This is a genomic window from Rhizobium sp. NXC14 (genome assembly GCF_002117485.1).
GTDB lineage: Bacteria > Pseudomonadota > Alphaproteobacteria > Rhizobiales > Rhizobiaceae > Rhizobium.
Map to the genome: position 1 here is coordinate 751,248 of NZ_CP021033.1, position 25,258 is coordinate 776,505.

A 25,258-nucleotide genomic window follows, 5' to 3' on the forward strand; every position below is an offset into this window, starting at 1 on the left:
ACATGAGTAGCGCTCTCTCGAACCGATCTAACGGACAGATACCCGCGATTCTGGGATCCTTGGTTATCGGGATCATCGTTCTCGGGCCAGTGCTCTGGGCCTTTGCAACATCTTTCAAGACAGAAGTTGAAGCGGTGGTTGTTCCGCCAACCCTATGGCCAACGTCACCAACTCTGGAGAACTACATCAAGGTCTTCCACGATGCAGCCTTCTTGAACGACTTGTGGAACTCTGTCGCCTACTCCGTCGGCGCGGTGATCATCGCTCTCCTCGTTGGAATTCCTGGCGGTTATGCCGCGGCGCGCTTTTCTTTCAAAGGTAAGCGGACATTGATGCTCGTTATTCTTGGGACCTCCATGGTGCCAGGCGTGGCCTTGCTTGTTCCCACTTATTATCTGCTCGAAATGGTCGGCTTGCTCAACAGTGGTGTCGTCATAACGATCATCCTATCCGCTCGCATCATCCCGCAGACTGTCTGGTTTATCGCCAACTTCGTCGAGGCCGTTCCGGTTGAGATCGAGGACTCCGCTATGATCGATGGCGCGTCCCGGTTTCAAATCATCTGGGCTCTGATCTTGCCGCTCATCCGTCCGGGTATAGCGGCCGTTGCGACAATCGGCATTGTGACAACCTGGAATGACTATATCACGGTGGCCGTTTTTGCGCCCGAGGTCGCAAAACGAACCCTGCAGGTCGCCCTTGTCAATCAGGTTTTCGACGCCGTCGGCATTTCGTGGTCCTACATGATGGCCTTTGTGATGGTCGCATCATCACCGGTTATCTTCATGTTCGGCTTCGTTCAGAAGTGGTTCATCTCCGGCCTGACGGCAGGCGCCGTCAAAGGCTGATGACCAACCAACCTTTACACAGCAACTCGTTCAACCTGGGAGGAAGACGCATGCAAACCATATCGAAACGGAAATTCATCAAATCATCCGCGGCGCTGGCGATTGGAACCGCCATCTTCGCTTTCGCTGCTTCACAAGCCTTTGCCGAGAGCACGAAGATCATCTACCAGACGTTCCTGGATCCGAACAATGCAAAGGATCCCCGGTCCGCCGCTCAGACGAAGATGATTGACGCATTTCAGGCGAAGAACCCGGACATCAAGGTCGAGCTGCTTGTCGATCCGACCGGGGGGGCAGCAGCACGCGCCATCAAGTCCGGTAGCCAGACACCGGACGTGATCCGCGTCGTCGGCTTCGCAGTTTCTGAATTCGCTGCCACTGGAAATCTCCTCCAGCTCGACGATTTGGTGAAGAAGGAAAGCATTCCCGACGACGACTGGCTCCTGCCTCTGTCGAGCACGAAGGTCGGCGGAAAGCTTTATGCTCTCCCCCAAGACTTCCGTATTCCAATCCTCTACTATCGCAAGAGCATGTTGGAGAAGGCCGGCGTTAAGCCGCCGACAACCTGGGATGAGGTGTGTGCACTGGGCGACAAATTCGGTCAGTCCGATACCATCACCTTCGCCGTACCGCTCGGAGCGACGGGCGGGCTTGGTGGGGCCCAAAGCCTTGGCGAATTCTTCCTGAGCACGATGCTGCCTGGAAACGGCGGTGAATATTTCACCCCCGAAGGCAAGATCGCGTTCTCCAAAGAGTCATTCATCAAGGCCGCGCAAACGATCAAAGACTTTTATACGAAGTGCAAAGTGACCCCGCTGCGCAGCGCACAGATGGGATTCAACGAGTTGCACGATGCCCTTCGGTCTGGCAGCGCAGCGACGGCGGTGTTTGGAGTCTATCGCTACAAGACGGTGAAGCAGCAAGGCGGCGGTGATGATCTGGCCTGGGCTCCGGCGCCGGGATATACGGCAAACGACAAACAGACGGTCTACAGCTACAACATCGCGATCAACAAGAAGACGGCCAACCCAGATGCCGCCTGGACTTTCATGAAGTTCATGGTGTCACCGGAGGCTCAAGCGTTCGCAGCCGAAGGCGGCGAGGTTGTATCACGCAAGTCAGCCTATGCCGCACCGTATTTCCAAAGCGACGCTGGTAAAGACCAGAAGGCGTGGGCCGACCTGGTAACCCAACGTGGTCAAACCGTGACCTACACCCCTATCCTCTCGACGTATCACACCATCCTGGGCGAAGCGTTCCAGCGAATGATCCTGAAAGACGGCTCGCCGGCAGATGCCTACGATGAACTGGTCGAGCGGTATGGAGCGGCACTCGCGAAGGCACAGTAATCGGCCTTCTTTAACAAGGCCGGATGGGGGGAATAGTCACCGCCATCCGGTTCTCCCAGATGGTTGTCTACGGACACCGTCAAAAAATACTACCGCCAGTATTAGCAGCTTGGCGGCCCCAGTCTCGCTCAACGTCGGCTGAAAAAGCCAACGGGCATTGCTGCGCCATGATCTTAGGTCGTGCGCGAACCACGCGTGAGTGAGCCACCATCAAAGTGATAGGAAGCATCAGCTATGAGATATCGTTACCTCGGTAGAACTGGAGTTCAGGTCAGCGAGTACATGCTGGGCACGATGAGCTACGGATCGGACGGGAATACTGACGAGAAAGAGTGCATAGACATCCTGCACAGTGCGCTCGATCGCGGCATCAACTTTATCGACACTGCTGACACGTACTCCCATGGTGAATCCGAGGAGATCGTCGGCAAAGCGATTGCCGGCCGTCGAGACAAAGTGGTACTTGCGACCAAGTTTCGTCTCGCGGCCGGTGAGGGGCGCAACGAACAAGGCGCGTCGCGCTACTGGATCATGAAACAGGTCGAGAACAGCCTGCGAAGGCTAAATACTGATCACATCGATCTTTACCAAATGCATCGACCCGACCTTCAGACCGATCTTGACGAAACACTCGGCGCTCTCGACGATCTCGTGGCCCAAGGCAAGGTTCGGTATATCGGCTGTTCGACACTGCCGAGCTGGTATCTTGCAGAGACACAATCTGTAAGCCGCTTGAACAAGACGGCGCGATTCATCAATGAAAGCTCGCCCTACTCGATTTTTCAACGGGCGGTGGAGAGGGAGACCCTGCCCGCCGTTCAACACTACCGCATGGGCTTCACAGCCTGGAGCCCACTGAATGGGGGCTGGTTGACTGGCAAGTACAAGGCTGATGGCTCAGTGCCGCCAGGATCCAGGGCCGAGCGGGTAAAAGGACAGTGGGGGCAGCACTACCCGATCTTGCAAACCCGCTTCGATATGCAACGCGAGGGTAACAGGCGCAAACTGGAACTGCTTCAAGAACTTGAGCGCGTTGCGACAGAGGCAGGTGTGTCTCTTATGCACATGGCTCAGGCGTTCCCACTTGCGCACGCAGCAGTGACATCTGTGATCCTCGGTCCTCGAACGCTGGAGCAGTTCAAGAGCATGGAAGCGGGGTTTGAGACAGTTCTCCAGTCAGCGACGCTTGACCGGATTGACGCGCTTGTTCCACCGGGCTCGCTCATAGAAGAGGCCGACCGTGGTTATGTTTCTCCTTGGCTCGCGCCAGAGGTTCGTCGCTATCCGGGGAAGGCTATCTGAGTAAACGCGGACTGCCGCAGGCCTTCAGAACGACCGTCTGTGTGCCAATCGGACGACACAACCCTGACACCGTTCCGGCGACCGAGCATGGTTTCAGAACCATTCATATTCAAGACCAAGAGGGGCCGATGACGAACATTGTCTTCAACCACGCCACAGTGCGCGAGAGAGCAGATATGTTGACCTATCTTCGACTCTGCTCGGAGCGAGGACTCCAGACCGTTTCCATTTGGGGCGACGAGATTACCAAGGTCGGCGAGACCGACGCTCTTTCTGTTTTACAAGATTTTGGCATGACGGTCTCGGGATACAATCGTGTCGGTCCGTTGAATGCTTATTCATGTGATTCAGTTGAGGCGGAACTCGAGCGGGCGGCGAGATTTGAGGCTGACCACGTTTTCCTGTTTACGGGAGGCTTGCGAGACAATGAAAAGGATTTGGGTTCCGCGAGGCGAAGAATTGAAGATACAATTGGCAAGGTCCTCGACAGCGCTCGAAAGATTGGAGTGAAGCTCGCTATTGAGCCCCTCCATCCCATGGTCACGGGCGACCGAAGCGTCATTTCCAGTCTCTCCCACGCAAATTCTCTGTGCGAAGCGTTAGGACCGGGCATCGGAGTGGTCGTCGATGTCTATCATTGCTGGTGGGACGAGCGACTGCCAGCCGAAATCGCGCGTGCAGGCGATGCCGGCCGGCTCTTTGGATTTCATGTCAACGACTGGCTCATCCCTACGCGGCATCTCCTGACCGATCGGGGGATGATGGGAGACGGGATCATAGACCTGCGCGGCATCCACTCGATGATGCGACGGGCCGGATACGATGGAACGGTTGAGGTAGAGATCTTCTCCACCGACTGGTGGTCTCGCGACCCGGCGGAGGTGATGGATATCGCGATAGATCGCTGCCGTAACCTTTTCAGCACGGACGAGAAATCATGGCAGTGAACATTCCCAACCTCGACGGCAACTCGCGTGTCTACGCTGTGTTTGGCGATCCGATACATCAGGTCCAAACGCCGCGCCTGATAAACCCTATTTTCGCCGCCGCCGGGGTCAACATTTACGCAGTTCCCTTCCTGATCACCGCTGAACGTTTCGCAGCAGCGTGGGAGCTATTTTCTGCCATACCCAATCTCTGCGGCATCAGCACCACGATCCCTCACAAAGTCGCGGCGGCCAAGAGGTGCTCAACGCTCACGCCGACAGCAAAGGCAGTCGGTGCCGTCAACTGCGTGCAGCGCGGAGAGGACGGCCAGATGAACGGTGCGCTTTTTGATGGCGTGGGCTTTGTTAACGGTCTTGGCGAGGCAAAGTCACGACTGCGCGGCGCTCGCGTGCTGATTGTCGGAGCCGGTGGAGCTGGTCGCACAATCGCGTTTGCCCTTGCTGAGGAAGGCGCTGCGAAGATCGATCTCATGGACCTTTCTGCTGAAGCCATCGCCTTCACCGCGGCAATGGTCAACACTTTTCGCAGTGAAGAATGCGCAGTTGCGGTCGATGGTTCGGCAGGCTGGGACTACGACATTGTCATCAATGCATCGCCGATCGGCGTCAAGGGCGACAGCATATTCCCTATGCCGACTTCCGCGATACGACCCGACATGCTCATCGCCGATATCGCCAGTTTAAGCGAGGAAACCGCGCTATTACGCGCTGCCAAGGCAGCCGGTGCGACGGTGTCTGACGGCAATGACATGCTGCTCGCGCAGATCCACCTGATGGCGGGTTTTGCCGCAGGTCTGCCGGCAGGAACCGCGCTTTGACAATCCGGAAAGAGAGAAAGAGTACATCATGAAGATCCAAGCCCAGGGTATCGTCCCCGTCATGCTTACCCCGTTCACGCCGAATAACCGGATCGATTGGGAAGGCCTGGAGCGGCTGGTGGAGTGGTATATCGCCAACGGCGCCGACACCCTCTTTGCCGTCTGCCAGTCGAGCGAGATGCAGAAGTTGTCCCTTGAAGAGCGAGTTGAGCTTTCCAAGAGAGTAGTCTCGCTGGCGGGCGGGCGTGTACCGGTCATCTCATCAGGGCATATCAGCGAGAGCCGTGATGATCAGCGCGCCGAATTGGCGGCGATGGCCGAGACTGGGATCGATGCGCTTGTCTTGGTCAGCAACAGGTTAGACACCAAGAATGAAGGAACCGAAGCATTTCGTTCCAGCCTCGACGCGATCATGAGCTGGCTTCCCAGCGACCTACCCCTGGGTCTGTACGAATGCCCGGCGCCCTATCGCCGTCTCTTGAGCGATGACGAGTTCAAGCTGTGCCGCGACACCGGCCGCTTCGTAACGCTGAAAGATGTTTCCTGCGATCTCGAAACCGTCAAGCGACGCGTCGCGCTCTCTGGCGATTCCGGCTTTGCAATTGTTAATGCCAATGCAGCCATCGCCGCAGCCGCTATGCGGGCGGGCTCGAAAGGCTTCTCTGGCGTCTTCACCAATATCCACCCCGACCTATACGCTTGGCTTTACAAGCACGCGTCGGAAGACAGCGATCTGCGCCGCGAACTTGAAATCTTTCTGGCACTAGCGGCGATGGCCGAGCCGATGGGATATCCGGGTCTTGCCAAGGTTTGGCACAAACGACTTGGCACCTTTGAGAGCGTCCATTCTCGTGTGACGGATTATGACATCGCCGAACGGCACTGGGCAGTCATGGATCTTCTCGACCATATTCAGCAGGGCACGGAGAGATTTCGCCAGCGGATCAAGCAGGCGTCCTGAGAATAGTGGCCGGTGGGTTTTGCTTCGAACGGCATAGGTCGCCGAGAGCGCCTCCGTTCAAAGCACTGATCGTCGGATGGCCGGATGCCTTGAGCGTCCAGGTGCGCCGTCGAAATGACCAAGAGGCAGAGATGACTTCCATGCTAGCAACATCTGACATAATTGCATTGACCCATCAGCTATACAGCCTCCGTCAAAATGGAAGCCAGGTTCTGACAGATCAGCTCGTATCAGTGCCCGGATCCCTTGAGGAAGCGATAGAGGTACAGAACCAGCTTTCGAAGCTTGAGGGAGCAGACGTCAAGGCCTGGAAAGTAGCTAAGTCCCCCGGCGGCGACCCTGTCGCCGCTCCGCTTCATCCCTACCTGGATAATCTTCCCCGTGCGGTGCTTTCTTGGCGAAGGGCTATGAAAATCGAGGTGGAGATTGCCGTCGAGCTTTGCCAGGATCTGCCTGTTCGCACGGATAGAACCTATGAGCGGGCCGACATCGAGGCGGCGATTTCCAACGCCTACCTCGGCGCTGAAATGGTTTGGAGCGGCATTTCGGAAGGCGGCAGCATTTCCTTCTTAGCCTTTCTGGCAGATCGCCTTGGAAACACGGGCTACGTACGAGGACAAGCCCTACCCTTGGCAGCCCTTCAGCCCGGTTCGAATTTTCCTCTCGAGCTTAGGCTCAACGACAAGGTCGCCTTCGACGCTGCCGGACGGCACCCGACGGAAGACCCGCTTACCTGGCTCTGCGATTACGCAAACGACCGATCAAGGCCCGCGACCGCGCTTAGAGCAGGCTCGATCATCACGACAGGAAGCCTGTGCGGTGCAATCGAGATTCCCGGTCCGGGCAACGTATCCATCAAGCTCGGCGAGTATACTGGGCTGCATTTCGGAATTAGTGAACCCGCGCGACGAGGAGGCTGAAGCAATGCAGCTGAAGGTCGTCGCCACAATGAAGGCTTTGCCCTACACGAGGCGGCACTCCTCTTCCTATTGCCCCCGCGGTCTTTCTAGTTCGGGTTTTCCCAGCTTCGAAATGAAGCTCAGGCCTGAGCTCATTGGCAGAGCGACAGCTATGGCGCGTAGAGCGATCGAGGCTCTGCGAGGGCGAAGACCCTCGATCAATCAAACCCAATTTGCGGCCGCCCAGGGGCAATGTGGGAGCATGCCACAATCAACACAGCTTCGAAAGCTCACGAAGCGAAAGGGAGACATCAATGATTATCAACACTTTTTCCTATCTTTGGAAATCCACTGCTGTGGAGGCAATGACTGAACTAACTCGACATGGCTTCAAGGTGTTTGAAGTTCCCGTAAGCTCTCCTCACTGCTGGCCGGACGAGATGCCGGCAGGATTGCGGTCGGATGCGAAGAAGCAGCTGCAGGATCATGGGGCAAGCGTCAAGTCGCTGAATGCTGGCGGATATGACATCAACCTCGCCAGCCCGGCAGCAAACATGCGGCGCAAAAGCACGGATCATATCAAAGATGTCATCGATCTAGCGGTCGATTGGGGAGTGACGGACGTCGTGATCTCTCCAGGAACACGCCGCCCGATGATTTCCCCGACGATCGCCCAAGCCCTTGGCTGGCTATATGAGAGTCTCGACGTGCTTCTGCCGGTTGCGAAGCAGGCCGGCGTGCGGCTACTCATGGAGAATACCCCATATTGTTTCAGGCCAACGATCGATGAACTCGTCAGCGTCGTCGAGGAAATCAAAAGCGACGGCCTGAGTATCGTCTATGACGTCGCAAACGCGGCCTATATCGGGGAGGATCCCGTAGCCGCTCTTAGAGCGCATTACGCGAATATAGGCCTGGTACATATCTCGGATACGGGAACAGACGTGTGGGGTCACGATCCAATCGGTACGGGGATCGTAGATTTCGAGGGTTTGGGACGCGCCGTCGATTCAGTCTTCAGCCTTGATCGCGTCGTTCTCGAGATTATTCGCGAAGAAGAACCACTGTTGGAAATTAACAAAGGACTGCAGGAGCTCAAAAAAAGGGGCTGGAGGATTGATTGATTAACCCGCATCGCAACCACTCACCGTGCGCGCGGGGCGCGGGAACCTGTATGACAATGTATCGGAACACGCACCCTAGCTCCCGCAGCAGCTCGCTGAGGATGTACTGTCAACAGGTTTCAAAACTCCAATATTCCTAGAATAGCGTTGCAAAGTGGAAATGACTTCCATATCATTCCATCCAAACGGAGAAGCATTATGAGAGTTTTGGTCAGTGGAGGAAGTCGCGGAATTGGCGCGGCGGTTTGTATCCGGATCGCCGAGGCCGCGGCATCAAGAGGTGAGCGTGCGCAGATCGCCGTGTGTGGCCTTGGTTCATCCGAAGGGCAAGAGGATGTTGCGCAATCGGTACGCGCGTTGGGAGGCGATGCTATTGCGTTGTCCGGCGATCTGAGCAACGTCGATGTGGCCCCAAGCCTCGTAGAGACGGCGGTATCGGAATTCGGTGGTCTAGACGCTCTGGTCGCCAATGCCGGCGTGGCAAGTCCCGGAAACATCTGTGATTTGTCGGTTGCTGATTGGGACAAGATGTTCGAGGTCAACCTTCGCGGGGCATGGCTTCTGGCTAAACACAGCTATCCGTATTTGAAGCAGAGCCGAGGCGCCGCATGCTTCACATCGTCAATGTCGGGACAGATACCTCATGCGGGATCAGGTGCCTATAGTCCAACCAAAGCGGCGCTGACTATGCTTGCACAAACCCTCGCCCTGGAATGGGCGCCAGATGGCATTCGCTCAAATGTCGTCTCTCCGGGAATGACGCATACTCCAATGTCTGCCAAGATGTACGCCGATCCAGCGATCAAGAGGGCAAGAGAGGATCTGATCCCGCTTTCGAGGATCGGCGATCCGAGAGACATTGCTAATGCAATTGAGTTCCTGATAAGCCCCCTTGCGGGTTACATCACCGGTCAAGACCTCTGCGTCGACGGCGGTTTCTCGAAGTCAATCCTAAGCCACATCCCTGGGCGTCCAAGCTCAAAACCTTAGCCGGCAAGGTCGACCCAGCCGCAGGTTTGGCCGTCATTCCAACAGTTAGGTCCGGCAAATGTCTAAGCCTTAAAGCTTTGACGATCACAGGAATGGCATTGTGATCGTCAGAAATTTATCAGCTGTCAAAGCCCGCCTCTCGTACCAAAGATGTTGCTGAAACGATCTTACCGCGGATCATATGCGAACGAATTCGAAGTAAGACGTGTTAAGGCGTTAACATCCGTAGTGGTTTGATTCGAACACTTGGAGCACATCTGACGACTGCGACAATGTCGTCAGCGTCTGCTTTCCAGATGATCAGGGGTTGGCCGCGCCGGTATCAGTTCGGGGTAGCGCAAGCACAGATCGAGCAGGATACCGGCCACAGGTTCGGCGCTCTGTCAACTGCGGGGGCCACCTCGCTTTCCCAGATGCTGGCGAATGGATCAGGCCGCCCGCCGCCATGGCCGCGCTGCGCTTTCCTCTCGGACGAAGGCGCGGGGCTTTCTTAAGCCGTGAGGCGGTGCTTGCGCTGAAGCCAGACATCGCCGCCGCCGTCTACCGGCGGTGAGTTTTGTTCAATCTCATGCATGATCTCGCTAGCTGGTACGTGATCGGCTTACCGGGCATCCAGGCTCCTCGTCATTGGCAGTTGCGCGGCCGCGGGCGCGGAAAAAATCCGCGCTGTGAGGGAGCAATGCGATGTCGTGCGGCAGAGGTTCTTCGACCTCCCCCAAAGCGCCTTTGTCTGCGGAAATCCGCGCAGCATCAGCACCGGCAGCCCCTCTCCCGCCGACGTAAAGGCAATCTCTGCGTCGCCGAAGGCGATGCGTCTTTCCTCAAAAACCTCAAAAATTGCCGCTTCCGGGGTCAAGCTATAACGTCTCGAGCGCGAGCGCGATGCCCTGGCCTCCCCCAATGCAGAGCGTAACCACTCCGCGGCGCAGACCGTCCCGCTTCATCGCATGTAGGAGCCGCGTGACGAGGATGGCACCGGTTGCGCCGATTGGATGGCCATGGGCGATGGCGCCGCCCTCGACATTGATGATATCCTCGGGCAGCCCGAGCTCACGGGCGACCGCGATGGGCACGGCGGCGAAGGCCTCGTTGATCTCGATGCGCTCGATGTCGGAAAGGCTCCAGCGCGCTCTTGCCAATGCCTTGCGCACCGCAGGAACGGGACCCAGCCCAAACATGCCCGGCTCCACTCCTGCGACGCCGTATCCCGCAACCCGGCCGGTCGGCCTGATGCCTTTTGCCTCGGCGAAGCCGCGTTCGGCGACGATCATCGCCGCAGCGGCGCTGTTCAGCCCCGGCGCGTTACCGGCGGTTATCGTGCCTTCGGGCCGAAAGGCCGGGCGCAGCCGGGACAGCGACTCGACCGTCGTGTCCGGGCGGGGCGCCTCATCGGTTGCGAAGCTTTCCGCACCCTTGCGGCCTTTCACTTCGACCGCAACGATCTCGTCCGTGAACAGGCCAGCATCTCGCGCGGCGGTGAAATTCTGCTGTGACCGGGCAGCGAACGCGTCCTGATCGGCGCGCGTGATCTGCATCTTCTCGACGAGATCCTCCGTGTGCCAGCCTGAATGCTGTCCGGAAAAGGCATCATTGAGTCCGTCGCTCAACATGCTGTCGAGGATCTGGGCGGGGCCCATACGATAGCCCCAGCGGCCCCCTTCCATCAAATACGGCGCCCGATCCATGTTCTCCATTCCACCGGCGATGGCCACATTGCTATCGCCCGCAATAATCTCGAGCGCAGCAGTCAGGATCGCCTGCGCGCCTGAACCGCAGACACGATTGACGGTCATCGCGGGGACCTCGACGGGCAGTCCACCGCCAATCGCAGCCTGGCGCGCTGGATTCATTCGGTTGCCTGCCTGGATGACATTTCCCATGACCATCGTGCCAACCTCGGCTGCTTCGAGACCGGCGCGCCGCAAGGTTTCCCGAACGACGATCGCGCCAAGCTCGGTGGCGGGAATACCTTTCAGCGTGCCATTATAGATGCCGATCGCGGTGCGAACTGGATGGCCAATGACGATCTCGCGCGTGCTCATGGTTTTCTCCCTGTTTGAATAATGACGCGGTTGGTGCAGAAGCTCTCCGAACGACCGCCCAAAAGCGACGGCGCTTTCGGCGAAGGCCTCATGCGTTGACGTCGACGACGGTGCGCCCCTGAACTTTTCCCGCCAACATCCGGGCCACGACGTCCGGAACGTCGGCAAGACCCACCGTTCGAGTGGTCCGTGCCAGCTTGTTCGGATCGAGGTCACGCGCCAGTCGCGACCAGGCTTCCATGCGGAGCGCTTGCGGCGCGTTGACAGAGTCAACGCCGGCAAGCGTGACATTGCGCAGGATGAAAGGCAGGACTGTGCCGGGAAGATCCATGCCCTGAGCCAAGCCGCAAGCGGTAACCACGCCACGATACCTGGTCTGCGCGAGAACGTTGACCAGCGTATGGCTACCAACGGAGTCGACCGCGCCGGCCCAACGTTCCCTGGCGATCGGCGCACCCGGTTGCGAAAGCGTGGTGCGGTCGATGACCTCTGCCGCGCCGAGCTCTCGAAGATACCCAGCTTCGTCAGGCCTTCCGGTGGAGGCAATGACCCGATAGCCGAGAGTAGACAGCAGCGCGATTGCGATCGAACCGACGCCGCCATTGGCGCCGGTCACCACGATATCACCTCGGTCAGGCGTGATGCCGCCATGTTCGAGTGCAAGCACGCTTAGCATCGCCGTATAGCCTGCCGTTCCGATGGCCATAGCATCCTGAGTCGTGAGCGGTTCCGGGATTTTGACCAGCCAATCGCCGTTCAGCCGCGCCTTTTGAGCGTAACCGCCGTGGTGAGTCTGGCTCAGCCCCCAGCTATTGGCAACGACATGATCTCCGATGGTAATGCCGGGATGAGAGGAGGCTTCGACGATGCCGGCGAAGTCGATACCCGGGATCAGCGGAAACTGCTTGATGACGTCCACACGTCCGGAAACCGCCAGCGCGTCCTTGTAGTTGACTGTCGAATAGTCGACCGCGATTGAGACATCGCCGGGCATGAGGTCGCGCTCATCCATATCGATGAGGTTGGTCTCGATCCTGTCGTCGGATTTTGTAGCTAGAAGGGCCTTGAATGTCATTGGATGTCCTCGTGGAATTGGCAGGGCACGGCGGCAGCGCGGAAGGTAAGAGCCGGAGCTATCGTTTCACGGTGATGACGACCTTGCCTTTTGCGCGTCCTGTCTCGACGTAGGCCAAAGCATCGCCGGTCTTCTCAAACGGGAAAACCTTGTCGACGACCGGGTGGATCACGCCCGATTCTATCAGGGAAGCGATCTCGCTCAACTGTTGACCCTCGGCCTTCATGAACAGGAATGAATAGCGAATACCGAGGCTTTTGGCTTTTTTCCGCACACCACGGCTCAGCAGCCGCATCACCAGTTTCAGGAACAGGTTCAACCCAAGTTCCCTGGCGAATTCGGGGTCCGGCGGACCCGAAATCGAGATGAGCAGGCCGCCTGGCCTCAACACGCGAAGAGACTTTTTGAGGGTCTTGTCGTCCTGGCTGTTGATAACAAGATCATAGCCGGACAGAACCTTCTCGAAGTCCTGCGCTTTGTAGTCAATGACCACATCGGCGCCGAGACTCTTGACCAGCTCGGCATTCTTCGCACTCGTCGTCGTCGCAACCGTCGCGCCGAGATGCTTGGCGAGCTGGATCGCAAAGGTCCCCACGCCGCCGGACCCGGCTTGAATGAAGACCTTTTGGCCGGGCTTCAGCCCGCCGACTTCCACCAGCGCCTGCCAGGCGGTGAGGCCCACCAACGGGATGGAGGCGGCCTCGTTCATGCTGAGGTTCTTGGGCTTCAGCGCCACGTCCGCTGCATTGATGGCAATGAGTTCAGCGAATGTTCCTACCCGGTGATCGCGCGGCCGCGCATAGACCTCGTCGCCCGGCTTGAACTTCCTGACTTTCGAGCCTGCGCGGATAACTGTTCCCGCGACATCGTGGCCGAGGATGAAGGGTGGGCGATATGGCAGAAAGAGCTTAAAGTCTCCGTTCCTGACCTTGGAATCCAGCAGGTTCACGGCGGTTGCGTGAATCTCAACCAGGACATCCTCTTCCCGCAACTCCGGGTCTGGCATGTCAGCCAGCCGCAGAGCGCCCTTCTTCTTGTATTTATCAACAACGAATGCCTTCATGGCGTCTTCTCCAATGTGAATTTTGTGGCGGCCTCAGGCTTCGAGGAAGGTCAAGGCCTTCGGCACGAAGTCGGCGTAATTCTGGAAAATCCCGCCATGCCCAGCATCGTCGTAGAGCACCAGTTGCGAGCCCGGGATGCGCCGGGCCATATCGGTGCTGTTTGCGGTCGGCACCATGATATCGTTATCGCCATTCGCGATCAGGACTGGAATCCGGATGCTGCCGAGATCCTGCGGCGCCTGGTTGCCCCAGGCCTTGATCGCCTTGAGCTGTCGCAGGAAGGCACCGGGCGTGGGACCTTTGTCGCGATCTGCCTTGCGCTCCTTCAGCCTTTCCAGAAAGGCCTTTGCCGCTCGGCGACCGTTGGCCGTTGATGTGAAAAAGAGATAGAACTTCGGGTCTCGCAGCGTCAGCAGACCCTTGATCATCAAGGGCCAGGACACCGAACCCACTCTGTCGATGCCTTTCCCGCCCGCAGGACCCGTGCCGGTCAGGATGAGCTTGCGCACCAGGTCCGGTGCTTTCAGCGTGATATCCTGCGCCACAAATCCTCCCAGCGAAAAGCCGAGCAAATCGACCTTCTCGAAACCCAGCGCGCGGATCAGAGCAATCGCATCCCGGGCCATTTCATCGATGGTGACGGGCGCTTTTCCGCCCGACGCACCGATACCCCGGTAATTGGTGGCGATCACACGATGCTTGCTGGCGAGGCCATCAACAATCCGCGGGTCGAAATTGTCCAGAACTGCGCCCCAGTGGTTGAGAAGGATGAGTGGAACGCCGGACCGCGGGCCGAGGTCGCGATAGGCAAAAGTGGTCCCCCCAACGCTGATCGAAAGGTTCGGCGCATCTACGTAATGCCCAACCGGTCTGAGGTAGCGGACAGAACTAGTCATGGTTTACTCCAATGTATGGGCCGGATGGCTATCTCACGTCTAGCTACCCAGTCGGTGCGGCGCACGCCTCGATACGAGTAGCGTCTCTACCTCGTCGCTTAAGCGCTAAATCCGTTGAACTTGCGCAAGATACCGTCAATCATTTTTTCCGGAAGGTAGCGACGAAGGGCCCTCACCTGGCTGGATTGCTTGCCTGCAGAATAGCGAAGTTTCGGCTTTCTCGCGGCGGCAGCCTTAACAACCGTATCGGCCACGACCTGCGGATCATCACCTTTTTCGACCCAGGTGCGCATCAAGTTTTCGCTACGGACCCGCTCAGCCTGGTAGACTGGAAGCGGCTGGTCTGCACGGGTGAGATTCTCTTCAAAAGAGGTGCGGGTCACGCCTGGTTGAACGAGCACGACACGAATGCCGAAGCCGCGCACTTCATGATCGAGCGATTCCGAATAGCCTTCTATTGCGTGCTTGGTCGAGGCATAGAAGGCGTTGTACGGAGACGGAATAAGCCCGAGGATAGAACTCATGTTTATGATCCGGCCACTTTTCTGCTTGCGCATGATCGGCAGCACGGCGTTGACGACACGAGCGACGCCAAAGACGTTGACGTCAAACAAGCGCTGAGCTTGGGCGATAGAAGACTCCTCCGCCCCGCCGAGTAGGCCTATGCCAGCGTTGTTAACGACGAGGTCGATGCCGCCAGCTTGTTCGACGATCTCAGCGATCATAGCTTGAATCGAGGCTTCATCCGTCACATCGCAGATCAGCATTGTAATGCCCTGCGGGTTTGCCACCGGCTTGCGGCTCGTTCCGAACACACGGTAGCCGGCTTTTGCGAGCGCTTTGGCTGTCACTAACCCGATGCCGGAGGACGCCCCGGTCACCAGTGCGACGTTATTATTTCTGTTGGTCACGTTACCAGCTTCCGTTTGGTGTGGATTATTTTCTGATGCCGTGTTACTATCTTTTCGATACTATGTCACTATCGAAATGATACCGAATGAAAAATAGTTCAACTCCACAGTGCCCGGTAGCACGCGGACTTCAGTCAGTAGGCGATGCCTGGAGCATTCTCGTCCTCAGAGACGCGCATGCAGGACTGACCCGCTTCGACCAGTTCAGAAAGAGCCTTGGCATCGTGCCGACCATGCTCACCAAGCGGCTCAAAGCGTTGACGGAGGATGGCTTGCTGGAAAGGAGGCTTTATTCGGAAAAGCCCCCACGCGACGAATATGTTCTCACCGAGGCCGGCCGGGACTTCCTGCCCGTACTGATGATGATCGGCGCATGGGCGCACCGCCACTCAGGCGGCAACCTCGCCCGTTATGTCGACGTCGAGACTGGTGAAGAGGTTCAACCGATAGCTATCGACGAGGTAACTGGCGCGAAACTAGGAACAAGGCCAATTCGAATGAACACCTGAAATGAATTGAAACTCGCATGCGGATGTAATGCCCGCGCAAAGCTTTCGAGCAGGTTCTGCGCTTGCTACCGTGCAGCGCCCAATCAGGGTTGTCCCAAACGACCGTGATCGCACTCAGCGCTCTTTAACGGATTAGAACTCCTCCTGCGCATGTAACTATGTACCCGCTAATCCTTATCTTCTTTCAGGCATCTCCGGCTCCGATGTCCGCGACATGATGCTGGAGGCAGTCGAGAAACGCTTCGGCGCAACCCGAGCCCCACATGCTATCGAGCATCTCTCGCACAATGGCTCGGCCTATACAGCGCGGGACGCGAGGCTGTTTGCCCAGGCGCTTAATCTGACGCCCTGCTTCACGCCCGTCGCGAGCCCGCAGTCAAACGGCATGTCCGAGGCAAGCCGTTCATGATCGTGAAGGTTGCTCCGGTTGCTTCCAGCTTGTCGAGATCGTGAGCCAGACGTCTGATTAGTTCACCGCGCTTGTCGACGTCGATCGCGCCATCCTCCAGATAGGGCGTAACCAGGACCCCGAAATGCCTTTCAGGGCCTTCCTCACGGCCTCAATCTTATCGCTCGCGTCACATAATCCCCTTGTTTTCCGAATACCATGGTGAGATAGGTCTCCCCGGATCGGACCACGTGGTCGCGCATCACACGTTCGGCGACATCGGCGTCGCCGGCGATGATCGCCTTTGCAATGCTGACGTGCTCTTCGAGCGCCTTCTTGCGCTCGATCGGGTCGAGCTGAATGACGCGTCGAATGTTTGCGTCATGAAACTGCTGATGCTCGATCAGCTTGGCCAGGAGCCGCAACGTGACTAGCCCAGGCCGGTCGGGTGATGCCCAAATGATCGCGCAATGTCGTGCCCTCGTAATCGCGACGGAAGAGGCCTCTTTCCTGCAGGATCGGTACGACGTCGTTGGCAAAATCCTCGAGGCCACCGGGGAAGAAGGGCGGCATGACGTTGAAACCGTCCGCCGCGCGGTTTTCGAACCATTGTTGCATGCGATCGGCGATTTCTTCGGCCGTTCCGAGCACGATATGATGGCCGCGGCCGGCGGCGACGCGCAAGGCAAGTTCGCGGATCGTCAGTTTTTCGCGGCGGGCAAGCTCGGTCAAAAGCTCGGCGCGGCTGCGCAGCTGGTCGGAAATCGGCAGGTCGGGCAGCGGGCCGTCGAGATCATAGTCCGCTAGGCTGTGGCCGAGACGCTCTTCCAGAAGCGGCATGGCACTCTTGATGTCAGTCCAGCGGTTCAGCACGTCCAGCTTCTCGCGCGCCTCGGCAACCGTTCGGCCGATAACGGGCAGGAAGCCCGGCATGACGGCAACGTCGTCCGGACTGCGCCCGAACCCGGCGACCTTGCTCTTCAGGCTCTTGTAGAAGGCCTGCGCCTCGTCGAGGCTCTGCTGAGCAGTAAAGACGATATCGGCGGTGCGGGCGGCAAGATCCTGGCCCGGGCCGGAGGAGCCGGCCTGGATCAGCACGGGATGGCCCTGCGGCGGGCGTGGGATATTGAGCGGACCCTTGACGGAATAGTATTTGCCGGCGTGATCGAGCACCCGCACTTTGGCGGGATCGGCATAGACGCCGCTCTCCTTGTCCTTCGGAAAGGCATCGTCGGCCCAGCTGTCCCATAAGCCGCGCACCACGTCGACGAACTCTTCCGCCACCGCATAACGCTCGTCATGCTCCGGGTGGCTCTTGGAAAAATTGGCGGCCGTGCGGGCATAGGAAGTGGTGACGATGTTCCAGGCCGCGCGTCCATGGCTCAGATGGTCGATCGAGGCGAAAGCGCGGGCGAGATGATAGGGCTCGCCATAGGTGGTCGAAGCCGTCGCGGCGAGACCGATCTTGTCGGTCACCATCGCAAGCGAGGCGAGCAGGGTCAGCGGCTCGAAACGGGCAATCATAGAGGGATGGGCGTCGAGACCGCTCGTCAGGCCGTCCGCCAGAAAGAGCATGTCGAACTTCGCAGCCTCGGCGATCCGGGCCACCCGCCGCAGCAGGTCAAAATTCTCGCTGCCGGATTCCGCTTGCGGATGACGCCAGCCGGAGACGTGATGGCCGGCACCTTGTAGGAAAAGGCCAAGATGGATCTTGCGGGTCTTGCTCATAGGTGCATGCCTTGCGTTTATTGAAACTCGGATCAGCTCAAACTATTGGATAGAAGCTGGATGAGGCGATGAAGGTCATCCTCGCCGTGCATGGTTCTTACCAGATCGGGAACGGCCGACACGGCCGGATGGTTGCGAGTGGCGTCGCGGAATTTTTCGGTGGAATCGCTTAAGCCAGGCAAGCCCTTGAACTCGCGTGTCAGACGGCTTGCATCCTTGAGCGCTACCTCGGCAATGACGAAGCGCGTTTTCGGATCGTTGGAAAGGCGTGGCGCCGTCTCGTCATACCGGCGGCGAACGCGTCGCGCGACCGCCATCAGGTCTTCTCTTACCGGCGCCTCTCCGAAATGGCCGATCTTCAGAGCGCCGTCGACCAGGGCCGTCGCAAAGACGTATTCGGCGCTGAAGCGCGCATCGATGCCGGTTGTCGGATCCGTCACGACCAGTGCCGCATCGCCTCCCGGCGGGAAGGTGATGACGATCCCCTCGATCTGTTCTGTGTTCAATCCCTCTTTGCGAAGCTGAAGACCGATCATCGCGACCGGGTGACTTGCCGTGCAGCAGGGAAAGGCCTTGAGCGTCAGGCCGGGTGCTGCGATCTGCCAAGGCGAGCCCCAGCCTTCGACGGCTGCCTTCGGCTGCTCCTCGCCAAAGGCGAAGGCCGAATAAAAGCCGATCGGATTGTCGAGGAAATCCCTAGCACCCCCGAAGCCTGCCTTGGCGAGCTTGGCCGACAACAGACCCGAGCGCGCCGCCATGCCGGCATGATAGGGTTTGGCATCGTGACCGAACTGCAGGCGCAGGCCACTCGAATGCGTGGAGGCAAGTCCCAGCGCCGTGGCCGTCTCGGTGACCGAATAGCCAAGCACATGGGCGACGGCCGCGGCAGCACCGATCGTGCCGAGCGTTGCCGTTGCATGAAAGCCGTTTTCGTAATGGCGCATGCCGAGCGAGAGGCCGAGCCGCGCCATGGCTTCGAGGCCGACGATGTAGCCGGCGATCAAGCGGTCCGCCGATATCGGCCTCTCTGACGCCAGCGCCAGCAGAGCCGGAATGATGACCGTCGTCGGGTGACCGCGCACGCTTGCGTGCACGTCGTCATAATCGAGCACATGGCCGGCATGGGCATTGACCAGAGCGGCCGTCAATGCATCCGTGCGCCGCCCCTGCCCGACGATAACGGCGTCGCCCGGGCCTGCCGGCAACTGTTCCAGCAGGATACGTGTCGTGCGGTCGGCGGAGCCGCCGAAGGCGCAGGCCAGCCAATCGACGATCGCGGTGCGGGCTGCGGCGACAGCCGCCTCATCGCGCAGCGGATCGACCGATGTGATGGCTTCGGCAAAGGCAGTCGTCAGCGGGAAGGCCTTTTCCATCGTCAAATTCCCTCACCGTCTTCGAGCGAAGACCGCGCACCGGCAAGGCCGTTGACGAAGCGGCGGATTCGCGCATTTGTCGATGCCTGGAAGATAGCTTCGGGCGGTCCCTGGTCAACGATGCGGCCGTTTTCGGTGAAGACCACGACATCGCTGATCTCCTCGGCAAAGCGCATCTCATGCGTGACCAGAATGCTCGTCATGCCTTCCTTGACGAGATCGCGAATGACGGCGAGCACTTCGCCGACGGTCTCCGGGTCCAGCGCCGAGGTCACTTCGTCGAAGAGGACGAGATCCGGCCGCATGGCGAGGGCGCGGGCAATCGCCACGCGCTGCTGTTGGCCGCCGGACAGCTGCCCGGGATAGACGTTTGCCTTTTCGGACAGGCGCACGCGCGCCAGAAGATCGCGGGCGTGACGTTCGGCATCGGCCTTGTTGACGCCGAGGATTCGCGTCGGGGCGATCGTGATATTGTCGAGCACGGTCAGATGCGGAAACAGATTGTATTGCTGGAAGACGATGCCGATCTTCTGCCGCAGCTTGATGCGCTCGGCCTCGCTGCGCATCTGGTCGACACGCAGGCCATTGACCGAAATGCGGCCCGTCTGCGGCGCGACCAGCGCGTTGATACAACGCAGGATCGTCGACTTGCCGGAACCCGACGGCCCGATGATCGAGACCGTCTGTCCGCGGGCAACGGAAAGATCGATCCCCTTCAAAACCTCGGTCGGTCCGTAGGCGAGATGCACATCGGCCAGTTCGACGATCGGATTGGTCTGAGCTTGGCTCATGCCGGCTCCTTTAAGCTTTCAGGCGGCGCTCGAGGCGACGCGTCAGGCTGGAAATGGGATAGCAAAGCGCAAAGAACGCCGCCATGACGACGATATAGGCAAGGACGGTGAAATCCAGCCGGCGAACGGCGGTGCTGGCGTCGGTGGCGGCATGCAGCAGCTCATGGACGCCCACCAGCGAGGCGAGCGCGGTTCCCATGGTGATGGAACCGAAGAGGTTCATCCAAGGCGGCAACGACCGACGGGCGCATTGCGGCAGGATGATCCAGCGCAGCGCCTGAAGGCGGGAGAAACCCAGCCCCTTGGCGGCCTCCCATTGCGTCGTGGCTATCGACTGGACCGCGCCGCGCGTGATCTCGGCCACATAGGCGCTGGCCGGAATGGCCAGCCCGATCACCGCCTTCAGCCAGTCGGGGAAGGGCAGATAGTGGCCGAAGACCACGATCTCGAAGGGAAAGATATAGGTGGTGGCGAAGATCAGCACGAGATGTGGCGCGTTGCGGAACACCTGCACGTAGAAGACGACCGGATAGCGGACGATCTTCAGCGGAGCGAGCTCCAGAATGCCGAGGACCACCCCGACTACCGTGCCGCCGGTCATAGCAAGCAAGCTGATCAGAATGTTCATGAGGAAACCACTGCCGAGATAAGGCAGCCATTCGACCAGCACCTTGAGCAGCGACAGGTCCGCCAGCAGCCAGACGGCCGCCAAAAGGATCAGCGCGCCGAATAGCCAAGGCAACCGGCTATGTGCCGACGCCGACAGCATTCTCGTGCCCGTCATGATCCCACCCCGAATCCCGGCACGGCCAGCCGCTTTTCGACCCAAAGGCCGAGGCGGGCGACGGCCAGGTTGACGGCGCTGAAGAACAGCAGGATGACGATCATCAACTCCACCACATTGTCGCGCTGCGTCCAGACCATGATCGAGGCATAGGTGATCTCGCTGACCGCGATTGCATTGCCGACGGTGGTCAGCTTCACCAGATTGATCAGATTGTTCACGATGGCCGGCAGCGAGGCGCGGATGGCGAGGGGAGCCTCGACGAAGCGCAGGATTTGCAGCCGGCTGAAGCCGATGCTGCGCGCCGCCTCCACGGTCTGGTCTGGCACCGCCTCGATGCCGGCGCGGATGGCGTCCGCATGCAGGGCCGCCACATGCAGACCGACCACGGCCACGACCCAGAAGAATGGCGAGAGCGGGTTGTTCTGCGCCCCGCCCAGCACATCGGAGACGAGCGTGTTCAGCACAAGGAAGCTGAACATCAGCTGCACCAGCGTCGGCGTGTTGCGGGTAATCTCGATGAACGCCCTGACGGGCAGCGACAGCAGCCTACGGCTGGAGGTTAGCATGGCCGCGAAGAGTAGGCCGAACGCAAGGCTGACCGGAATCAACAGCACGATGAGGTAGAGCGTGGTGATGAAACCTCCACGCCAGATCTGCGCCTCATAACCGCTGGCAAGAAACTCGTAATGGAGCCCGATCCTGCCTGTCCAGTCTATGAAGGCCTGAAGAAGGGAGTTCTCCATGGCAAGTCTTGCTTCAAGCGACGTAAGACGTCACTTGCCCTCGTTCTCGAGCTTCTTGTGCTCTTCCTCGAGATATGTGGTGTTGAGCAGCCGATTGGCTTTCGCATATTCGAGAAGCTTGCCATCGGCATGCAGCTCGCGAATGACCTTATCGAGCGCGTCGCGGGTGTCGCTTTCGCCCTTGCGCAGCCAGATCACGGAATCGGACGGGATGAGTTCGGTCGGGAAGAGAATGGTGTAGTCCTTCCACTCTTCGGGGCGATCCTTCAGCAGTAGCCCGACGGTAGCGCCAACATGGACGGCGGCGACGCAATTGCCGCCCTGCAGCGCCAGCAGCGATTCCGGCTGGCTCGGCAGCGCCTTGACCTCAGCGCCGTATTCCTCGGTGAGCGGCTGTGCGTAGTTCGAGCCCTGGGATACGCAGACAGGCTTACCCTTCAGGTCGCCCCAGTCCTTCAGGCCGCTATCCTTGCGGCCGACGGCGGCACCGCCGCTGCGGTCGTAAGGCGTCGGCACATAGTCGAGGATCTTGGCACGCTCGTCGGTGTACTGCATGTTGGCGATGAGAATATCCACCTTGCCCTGTTGCAGGAACTGCACGCGGTTAGGCGGCGTCACCGTCACCGTCTCCAGCTTGACGCCGAGCTTCTCTGCCAGCGTCTTGGCGATGTCGATATTATAGCCCTTCTGTTCCTGGCTCGCCGGATCGATATAGCCGAACGGCGCGCCGGACAGGATGACGCCGACGGTGAGCGCGCCGCGCCCCTTGATACGGTCGAGCGTGGCATCGGCATACGCAACCGTCCCGAACGCACCGATAGAAACGGCCGCGGCAAAGAGGGCAATCGAGATTTTTCTGGCAAAGTTCATCGCTTCAAAGCTCCTAAGTCGGTGCGAAAACTAAAGAGGGCGGCTGGACCAAACGAGAAACAACTTACCAAATGAGGGCAGAGCCTCAGAATAAATCTATAAAAACGATAGATTTCCGAGGCAAGCTTTCCAAAGCACTGCCGAGATTCTGTACGATGCGAACACCCTTAGGGTGACAATGGGACTCGCATGGGAATGGCACGAATGACAACCTAACTTTGTCGCCTTGAAACGATACGAACCGCCGACCCGGTTGTTCCGCTATCGGATGCAGTTGAAGGAAGTCGAAACAACGACCCGTGGCTTGTTCATCTGCCCCTGAAGGAGCTGTGCCGGTCACAAGGCAATTTCGGCTGCCGGGAGGGTTGATGTACGGCGCCTTCTGATGCCTCTAGGCGCGTTCTGCGGATACTGGCATTCCTATCCCGTTGGTCCGAGTTCGGCCCGAAGCGGACACTGATCGCCGCGTTGCTGTACGTTCGAGCAACCGAAGTATCAAACAAGTGGTCCTTCGCGGCCTCGTTCGGCTACCCGCCCGCGTCGGATGCCACGCAGAATGCAAGTGGTGCTAAAACTCAGGCAGATCTTGTTGCGGTGCCGTTCGCCGACCGCGCAGACGATGTCGCGGGACATATCACCAGATCTCGTCCTCCCGGATTTTAAGAAAGAGACCTGAGAGTTCGAATCGCATTCTGACGGCCGAGGATCCATGACGGTGGCGAGATCTCGCTCTCGCCACCCCCTTTTTTCTGAGTTTTGAAGCGCCCGTGCCGCCTTAGCTCCAAGCGTGCAGCGGCGGCTTCTCTCCATTGAGGAAGTATTTACCGAGGATCGAATATTTCCATCGCACCGGATCGTGCAGCGTATGCGTCCGTGCATTGCGCCAGTGGCGGTCGAGATTGTGTTCGGCAAGCGTCGAGCGGGTGCCGGCCAATTCGAATAGCTTATTGGTTGCCTCGATGGCGATCTCAGTTGAGAGAATCTTGGCCTCGGCCGTGAAGATTTGGGCTTCCGCCACGGTGTCGGCATTGGGATCGGCAACCGCTCGGTCGATCGCAAGTCCGGCTTTGTCGAGCAGCGCCTGCGCCGCATGCAGCCTGAGCTGGAGTCCACCGACCGCCTGGATTGTATATGGATCATCCCAGGCATGATCGAGGCCACTGTCGACCCACGCCCGCGACTTGGTGCGAACGAAGTCGATCGTCTCCTTGATTGCCGCCGATGCGATGCCGGTATCGACGGCAACCTGGATGATCTGGAAGATTGCACCGTCCGCTGTCGGCTTGTCATAGCCCTTGTAGCCGGGAACCAGCCAGGCCTTGTCGACTTTCACACTATCGAGCACGACCGTTCCCGAAAGCGTGGTCCGCTGACCGAAGCTCGACCAGTCGTCGATGACGGTCAAACCCGGCGCGTCGCGATCGGCGATCGCATACCAGGCACGACCTTCATCATCGAGCGCTACGATCGGCACCTTGTGAGCCAGCAACGCGCCCGACGAATAGAACTTCTGTCCATTGACCACCACGTGGTCGCCATGATCGTCGAATCTGGTCTCGAAATCGACGGCGCGTTTTGAGCCGAACTCGGAAAATGCATTGCCGAAGCGCGTACCCTTGAGAATCTCCCCGAACAACAATTCCTGCTGCGCTTTGTCCGAGACTGTCCGGATCGCCGCCACGACGCCGAGATGGTTCTGCGAGATCTGCCCGATCGACGAATCCGCCTCGGAGATGATCTCGACCACCTTGGCAAGCGTAACGTAGGAGACCTCCGGTCCGCCGAAGGCTTTGGGCACGTTGATCGACCACAGCCCGCTCTGCGAGAAGGCATCGAGTTCCTCCGCCGGCCAGATCCGCTCGCGGTCACGATCGGCGGAACCCTTGACGAATTCGGCGGCGAGGCGATGGGCAACGGCGATTGCTTCCGCATCATCCTTAATGATATGCGCCGGCTTGTCCGGCCGCTTAACACCGGGTACGGCAACCCTGTCTGTCTTGGCAATGACGTTCATTCTGGTCTCCCTTCTAAGTGACGGATGTGAGATTGGATCAGGCCGCCGGCCTGTCGTGTGCGAAAGCGGCGCCTTCGCCGAGGTAAAAAGCCTTGATGTCGTCACGGCTGCGCAATTCAGCAGCAGAACCCGACAGCACGGCGATGCCGTTTTCGATGACGGTGGCATGGTCGGCGTACTGAAGCGCCACCGTCGAATTCTGTTCAGCTACGAGGATCGAAAGGCCTTCATCGCGATTCAGCGCCTTGAGGGAGCGGAAGATGTCCTTGATAACAAGCGGCGCAAGCCCCATCGACGGTTCGTCGAGAACAAGAAGCCGTGGCCGCGACATCAGCGCGCGGCCGATTGCCGTCATCTGCTGCTCACCGCCTGATGTAAGCCCTGCCGCGGTACGGCGTTTCTCCTTCAGCCGGGGAAAAGTGGCATAGATGCGCTCGAGGTCGGCGGCAATCTCGCGCCTGGATGATGAGCGACCGAGGCCGCCGGAGATGAGGTTTTCCTCGACCGAGAGGCTCTTGAAGCAATGGCGGCCTTCAAGCACTTGCACCAGACCGGTGCGAACGAGGTCAGCCGGCTTCGCGCTCAGGACGTTGTGCCCTTCGAAAAGGATCGTTCCCGATGTGACCTGGCCTCGCTCCGCCGGCAGCAGGTTCGAGATTGCCTTCAGGACGGTTGTCTTGCCCGCACCGTTTGACCCGAGAAGGGCGAGGATCTCGCCCCGCCGCACCTGAAAGCTCACGTCGTTCAGGGCTTTGATCGCCTTGTTGTAGACGGCTTGCAGGGACCGGACATCGAGAAGGATCGTTTCGTCGGACATATCACTCGCTCC

Annotated in this window: 25 protein-coding genes and 1 pseudogene; 11 read left to right on the forward strand and 15 right to left on the reverse strand. The window is 59.0% G+C overall.

What is annotated here, in order from left to right:
• The first annotated feature begins 2 nt into the window (after window positions 1–2).
• The 9 genes from NXC14_RS31570 (at window position 3) to NXC14_RS31610 (ending at window position 9,238) form a co-directional block, all read left to right on the forward strand.
• The gene (locus NXC14_RS31570) at window positions 3–848 is read left to right on the forward strand and encodes a carbohydrate ABC transporter permease (protein ID WP_085781907.1); all 846 of its coding nucleotides are present in this window, start codon (window positions 3–5) and stop codon (window positions 846–848) included.
• A gap of 50 nt (window positions 849–898) precedes the next feature.
• On the forward strand, window positions 899–2,197 hold the full coding sequence (locus NXC14_RS31575) for a sugar ABC transporter substrate-binding protein (protein WP_198175587.1): 1,299 nt from the start codon (window positions 899–901) through the stop codon (window positions 2,195–2,197).
• 234 nt (window positions 2,198–2,431) lie between these two features.
• Window positions 2,432–3,499 carry an aldo/keto reductase gene (locus NXC14_RS31580; protein ID WP_085781909.1) on the forward strand — a complete coding sequence of 356 codons (1,068 nt, stop codon included), beginning with the start codon at window positions 2,432–2,434 and terminating at the stop codon, window positions 3,497–3,499.
• Between the two features lie 128 nt (window positions 3,500–3,627).
• The gene (locus tag NXC14_RS31585) at window positions 3,628–4,446 is read left to right on the forward strand and encodes a sugar phosphate isomerase/epimerase family protein (RefSeq protein ID WP_085781910.1); all 819 of its coding nucleotides are present in this window, start codon (window positions 3,628–3,630) and stop codon (window positions 4,444–4,446) included.
• A complete protein-coding gene (locus NXC14_RS31590) occupies window positions 4,437–5,264 on the forward strand; it encodes a shikimate dehydrogenase (RefSeq protein WP_085781911.1) in 828 nt (275 codons plus the stop codon). The genes NXC14_RS31585 and NXC14_RS31590 overlap by 10 nt, the downstream gene beginning before the upstream one ends.
• A 28-nt stretch (window positions 5,265–5,292) precedes the next feature.
• Window positions 5,293–6,225, forward strand: a complete 933-nt coding sequence (locus NXC14_RS31595) for a dihydrodipicolinate synthase family protein (protein ID WP_085782085.1) — start codon at window positions 5,293–5,295, stop codon at window positions 6,223–6,225.
• Window positions 6,226–6,356: 131 nt separating this feature from the next.
• Window positions 6,357–7,145 carry a 2-keto-4-pentenoate hydratase gene (locus NXC14_RS31600; RefSeq protein WP_157131533.1) on the forward strand — a complete coding sequence of 263 codons (789 nt, stop codon included), beginning with the start codon at window positions 6,357–6,359 and terminating at the stop codon, window positions 7,143–7,145.
• Between the two features lie 293 nt (window positions 7,146–7,438).
• Window positions 7,439–8,248, forward strand: a complete 810-nt coding sequence (locus NXC14_RS31605) for a sugar phosphate isomerase/epimerase family protein (protein ID WP_085781913.1) — start codon at window positions 7,439–7,441, stop codon at window positions 8,246–8,248.
• 198 nt (window positions 8,249–8,446) lie between these two features.
• Window positions 8,447–9,238, forward strand: a complete 792-nt coding sequence (locus NXC14_RS31610; protein ID WP_085781914.1) for an SDR family oxidoreductase — start codon at window positions 8,447–8,449, stop codon at window positions 9,236–9,238.
• Window positions 9,239–9,839: 601 nt separating this feature from the next.
• Here NXC14_RS31610 and NXC14_RS31615 read toward each other — a convergent pair.
• From NXC14_RS31615 to NXC14_RS31640, 6 genes are all read right to left on the reverse strand, one after another.
• Window positions 9,840–10,094, reverse strand: a complete 255-nt coding sequence (locus NXC14_RS31615; RefSeq protein ID WP_085781915.1) for a hypothetical protein — start codon at window positions 10,092–10,094, stop codon at window positions 9,840–9,842.
• A 1-nt stretch (window position 10,095) separates the two neighbouring features.
• Window positions 10,096–11,280, reverse strand: a complete 1,185-nt coding sequence (locus NXC14_RS31620) for an acetyl-CoA C-acyltransferase (protein WP_085781916.1) — start codon at window positions 11,278–11,280, stop codon at window positions 10,096–10,098.
• Window positions 11,281–11,368: 88 nt separating this feature from the next.
• Window positions 11,369–12,355 (reverse strand): MDR family oxidoreductase, encoded by a 987-nt coding sequence (locus NXC14_RS31625; RefSeq protein WP_085781917.1) that lies wholly within the window; start codon window positions 12,353–12,355, stop codon window positions 11,369–11,371.
• Window positions 12,356–12,413: 58 nt separating this feature from the next.
• The gene (locus NXC14_RS31630; RefSeq protein ID WP_085781918.1) at window positions 12,414–13,418 is read right to left on the reverse strand and encodes an NADP-dependent oxidoreductase; all 1,005 of its coding nucleotides are present in this window, start codon (window positions 13,416–13,418) and stop codon (window positions 12,414–12,416) included.
• Between the two features lie 33 nt (window positions 13,419–13,451).
• Complete coding sequence (locus NXC14_RS31635; RefSeq protein WP_085781919.1) at window positions 13,452–14,315, reverse strand: alpha/beta hydrolase; 864 nt, start codon at window positions 14,313–14,315, stop codon at window positions 13,452–13,454.
• Window positions 14,316–14,413: 98 nt separating this feature from the next.
• Window positions 14,414–15,226: an oxidoreductase gene (locus tag NXC14_RS31640; protein WP_085781920.1), complete on the reverse strand. Its 813-nt coding sequence runs from the start codon at window positions 15,224–15,226 to the stop codon at window positions 14,414–14,416.
• 86 nt (window positions 15,227–15,312) lie between these two features.
• Between NXC14_RS31640 and NXC14_RS31645 the strand changes: the two genes are divergently transcribed.
• Both NXC14_RS31645 and NXC14_RS31650 read left to right on the forward strand, forming a co-directional pair.
• Window positions 15,313–15,735 (forward strand): helix-turn-helix domain-containing protein, encoded by a 423-nt coding sequence (locus NXC14_RS31645; protein ID WP_085781921.1) that lies wholly within the window; start codon window positions 15,313–15,315, stop codon window positions 15,733–15,735.
• A gap of 184 nt (window positions 15,736–15,919) precedes the next feature.
• Window positions 15,920–16,132: pseudogene (locus NXC14_RS31650) on the forward strand (IS3 family transposase); the annotation flags it as partial.
• 155 nt (window positions 16,133–16,287) lie between these two features.
• Here the strand turns inward: NXC14_RS31650 and NXC14_RS31655 are convergent.
• The 9 genes from NXC14_RS31655 to NXC14_RS31695 all read right to left on the reverse strand — a co-directional run bounded on the left by NXC14_RS31655 (window position 16,288) and on the right by NXC14_RS31695 (window position 25,246).
• Entirely contained in the window at window positions 16,288–16,548 is a 261-nt protein-coding gene (locus tag NXC14_RS31655) for an FCD domain-containing protein (protein ID WP_198175602.1), read from the reverse strand.
• On the reverse strand, window positions 16,505–17,851 hold the full coding sequence (locus NXC14_RS31660; protein WP_085781922.1) for an LLM class flavin-dependent oxidoreductase: 1,347 nt from the start codon (window positions 17,849–17,851) through the stop codon (window positions 16,505–16,507). Before NXC14_RS31660 ends, NXC14_RS31655 begins: the two co-directional genes overlap by 44 nt.
• A gap of 32 nt (window positions 17,852–17,883) precedes the next feature.
• Window positions 17,884–19,224 carry an MmgE/PrpD family protein gene (locus NXC14_RS31665; RefSeq protein WP_085781923.1) on the reverse strand — a complete coding sequence of 447 codons (1,341 nt, stop codon included), beginning with the start codon at window positions 19,222–19,224 and terminating at the stop codon, window positions 17,884–17,886.
• 2 nt (window positions 19,225–19,226) lie between these two features.
• Complete coding sequence (locus NXC14_RS31670; RefSeq protein ID WP_085781924.1) at window positions 19,227–20,015, reverse strand: amino acid ABC transporter ATP-binding protein; 789 nt, start codon at window positions 20,013–20,015, stop codon at window positions 19,227–19,229.
• A gap of 10 nt (window positions 20,016–20,025) precedes the next feature.
• Window positions 20,026–20,799, reverse strand: a complete 774-nt coding sequence (locus NXC14_RS31675) for an amino acid ABC transporter permease (RefSeq protein WP_085781925.1) — start codon at window positions 20,797–20,799, stop codon at window positions 20,026–20,028.
• A complete protein-coding gene (locus NXC14_RS31680) occupies window positions 20,796–21,545 on the reverse strand; it encodes an amino acid ABC transporter permease (RefSeq protein ID WP_085781926.1) in 750 nt (249 codons plus the stop codon). Before NXC14_RS31680 ends, NXC14_RS31675 begins: the two co-directional genes overlap by 4 nt.
• A 30-nt stretch (window positions 21,546–21,575) precedes the next feature.
• Window positions 21,576–22,415 (reverse strand): transporter substrate-binding domain-containing protein, encoded by an 840-nt coding sequence (locus NXC14_RS31685; protein ID WP_085781927.1) that lies wholly within the window; start codon window positions 22,413–22,415, stop codon window positions 21,576–21,578.
• Between the two features lie 775 nt (window positions 22,416–23,190).
• Window positions 23,191–24,429, reverse strand: coding sequence for an SfnB family sulfur acquisition oxidoreductase (locus tag NXC14_RS31690; RefSeq protein WP_085781928.1), 1,239 nt, complete (start codon window positions 24,427–24,429; stop codon window positions 23,191–23,193).
• Between the two features lie 37 nt (window positions 24,430–24,466).
• Window positions 24,467–25,246 carry an ABC transporter ATP-binding protein gene (locus NXC14_RS31695; RefSeq protein ID WP_085782087.1) on the reverse strand — a complete coding sequence of 260 codons (780 nt, stop codon included), beginning with the start codon at window positions 25,244–25,246 and terminating at the stop codon, window positions 24,467–24,469.
• Between the last annotated feature and the right edge of the window lie 12 nt (window positions 25,247–25,258).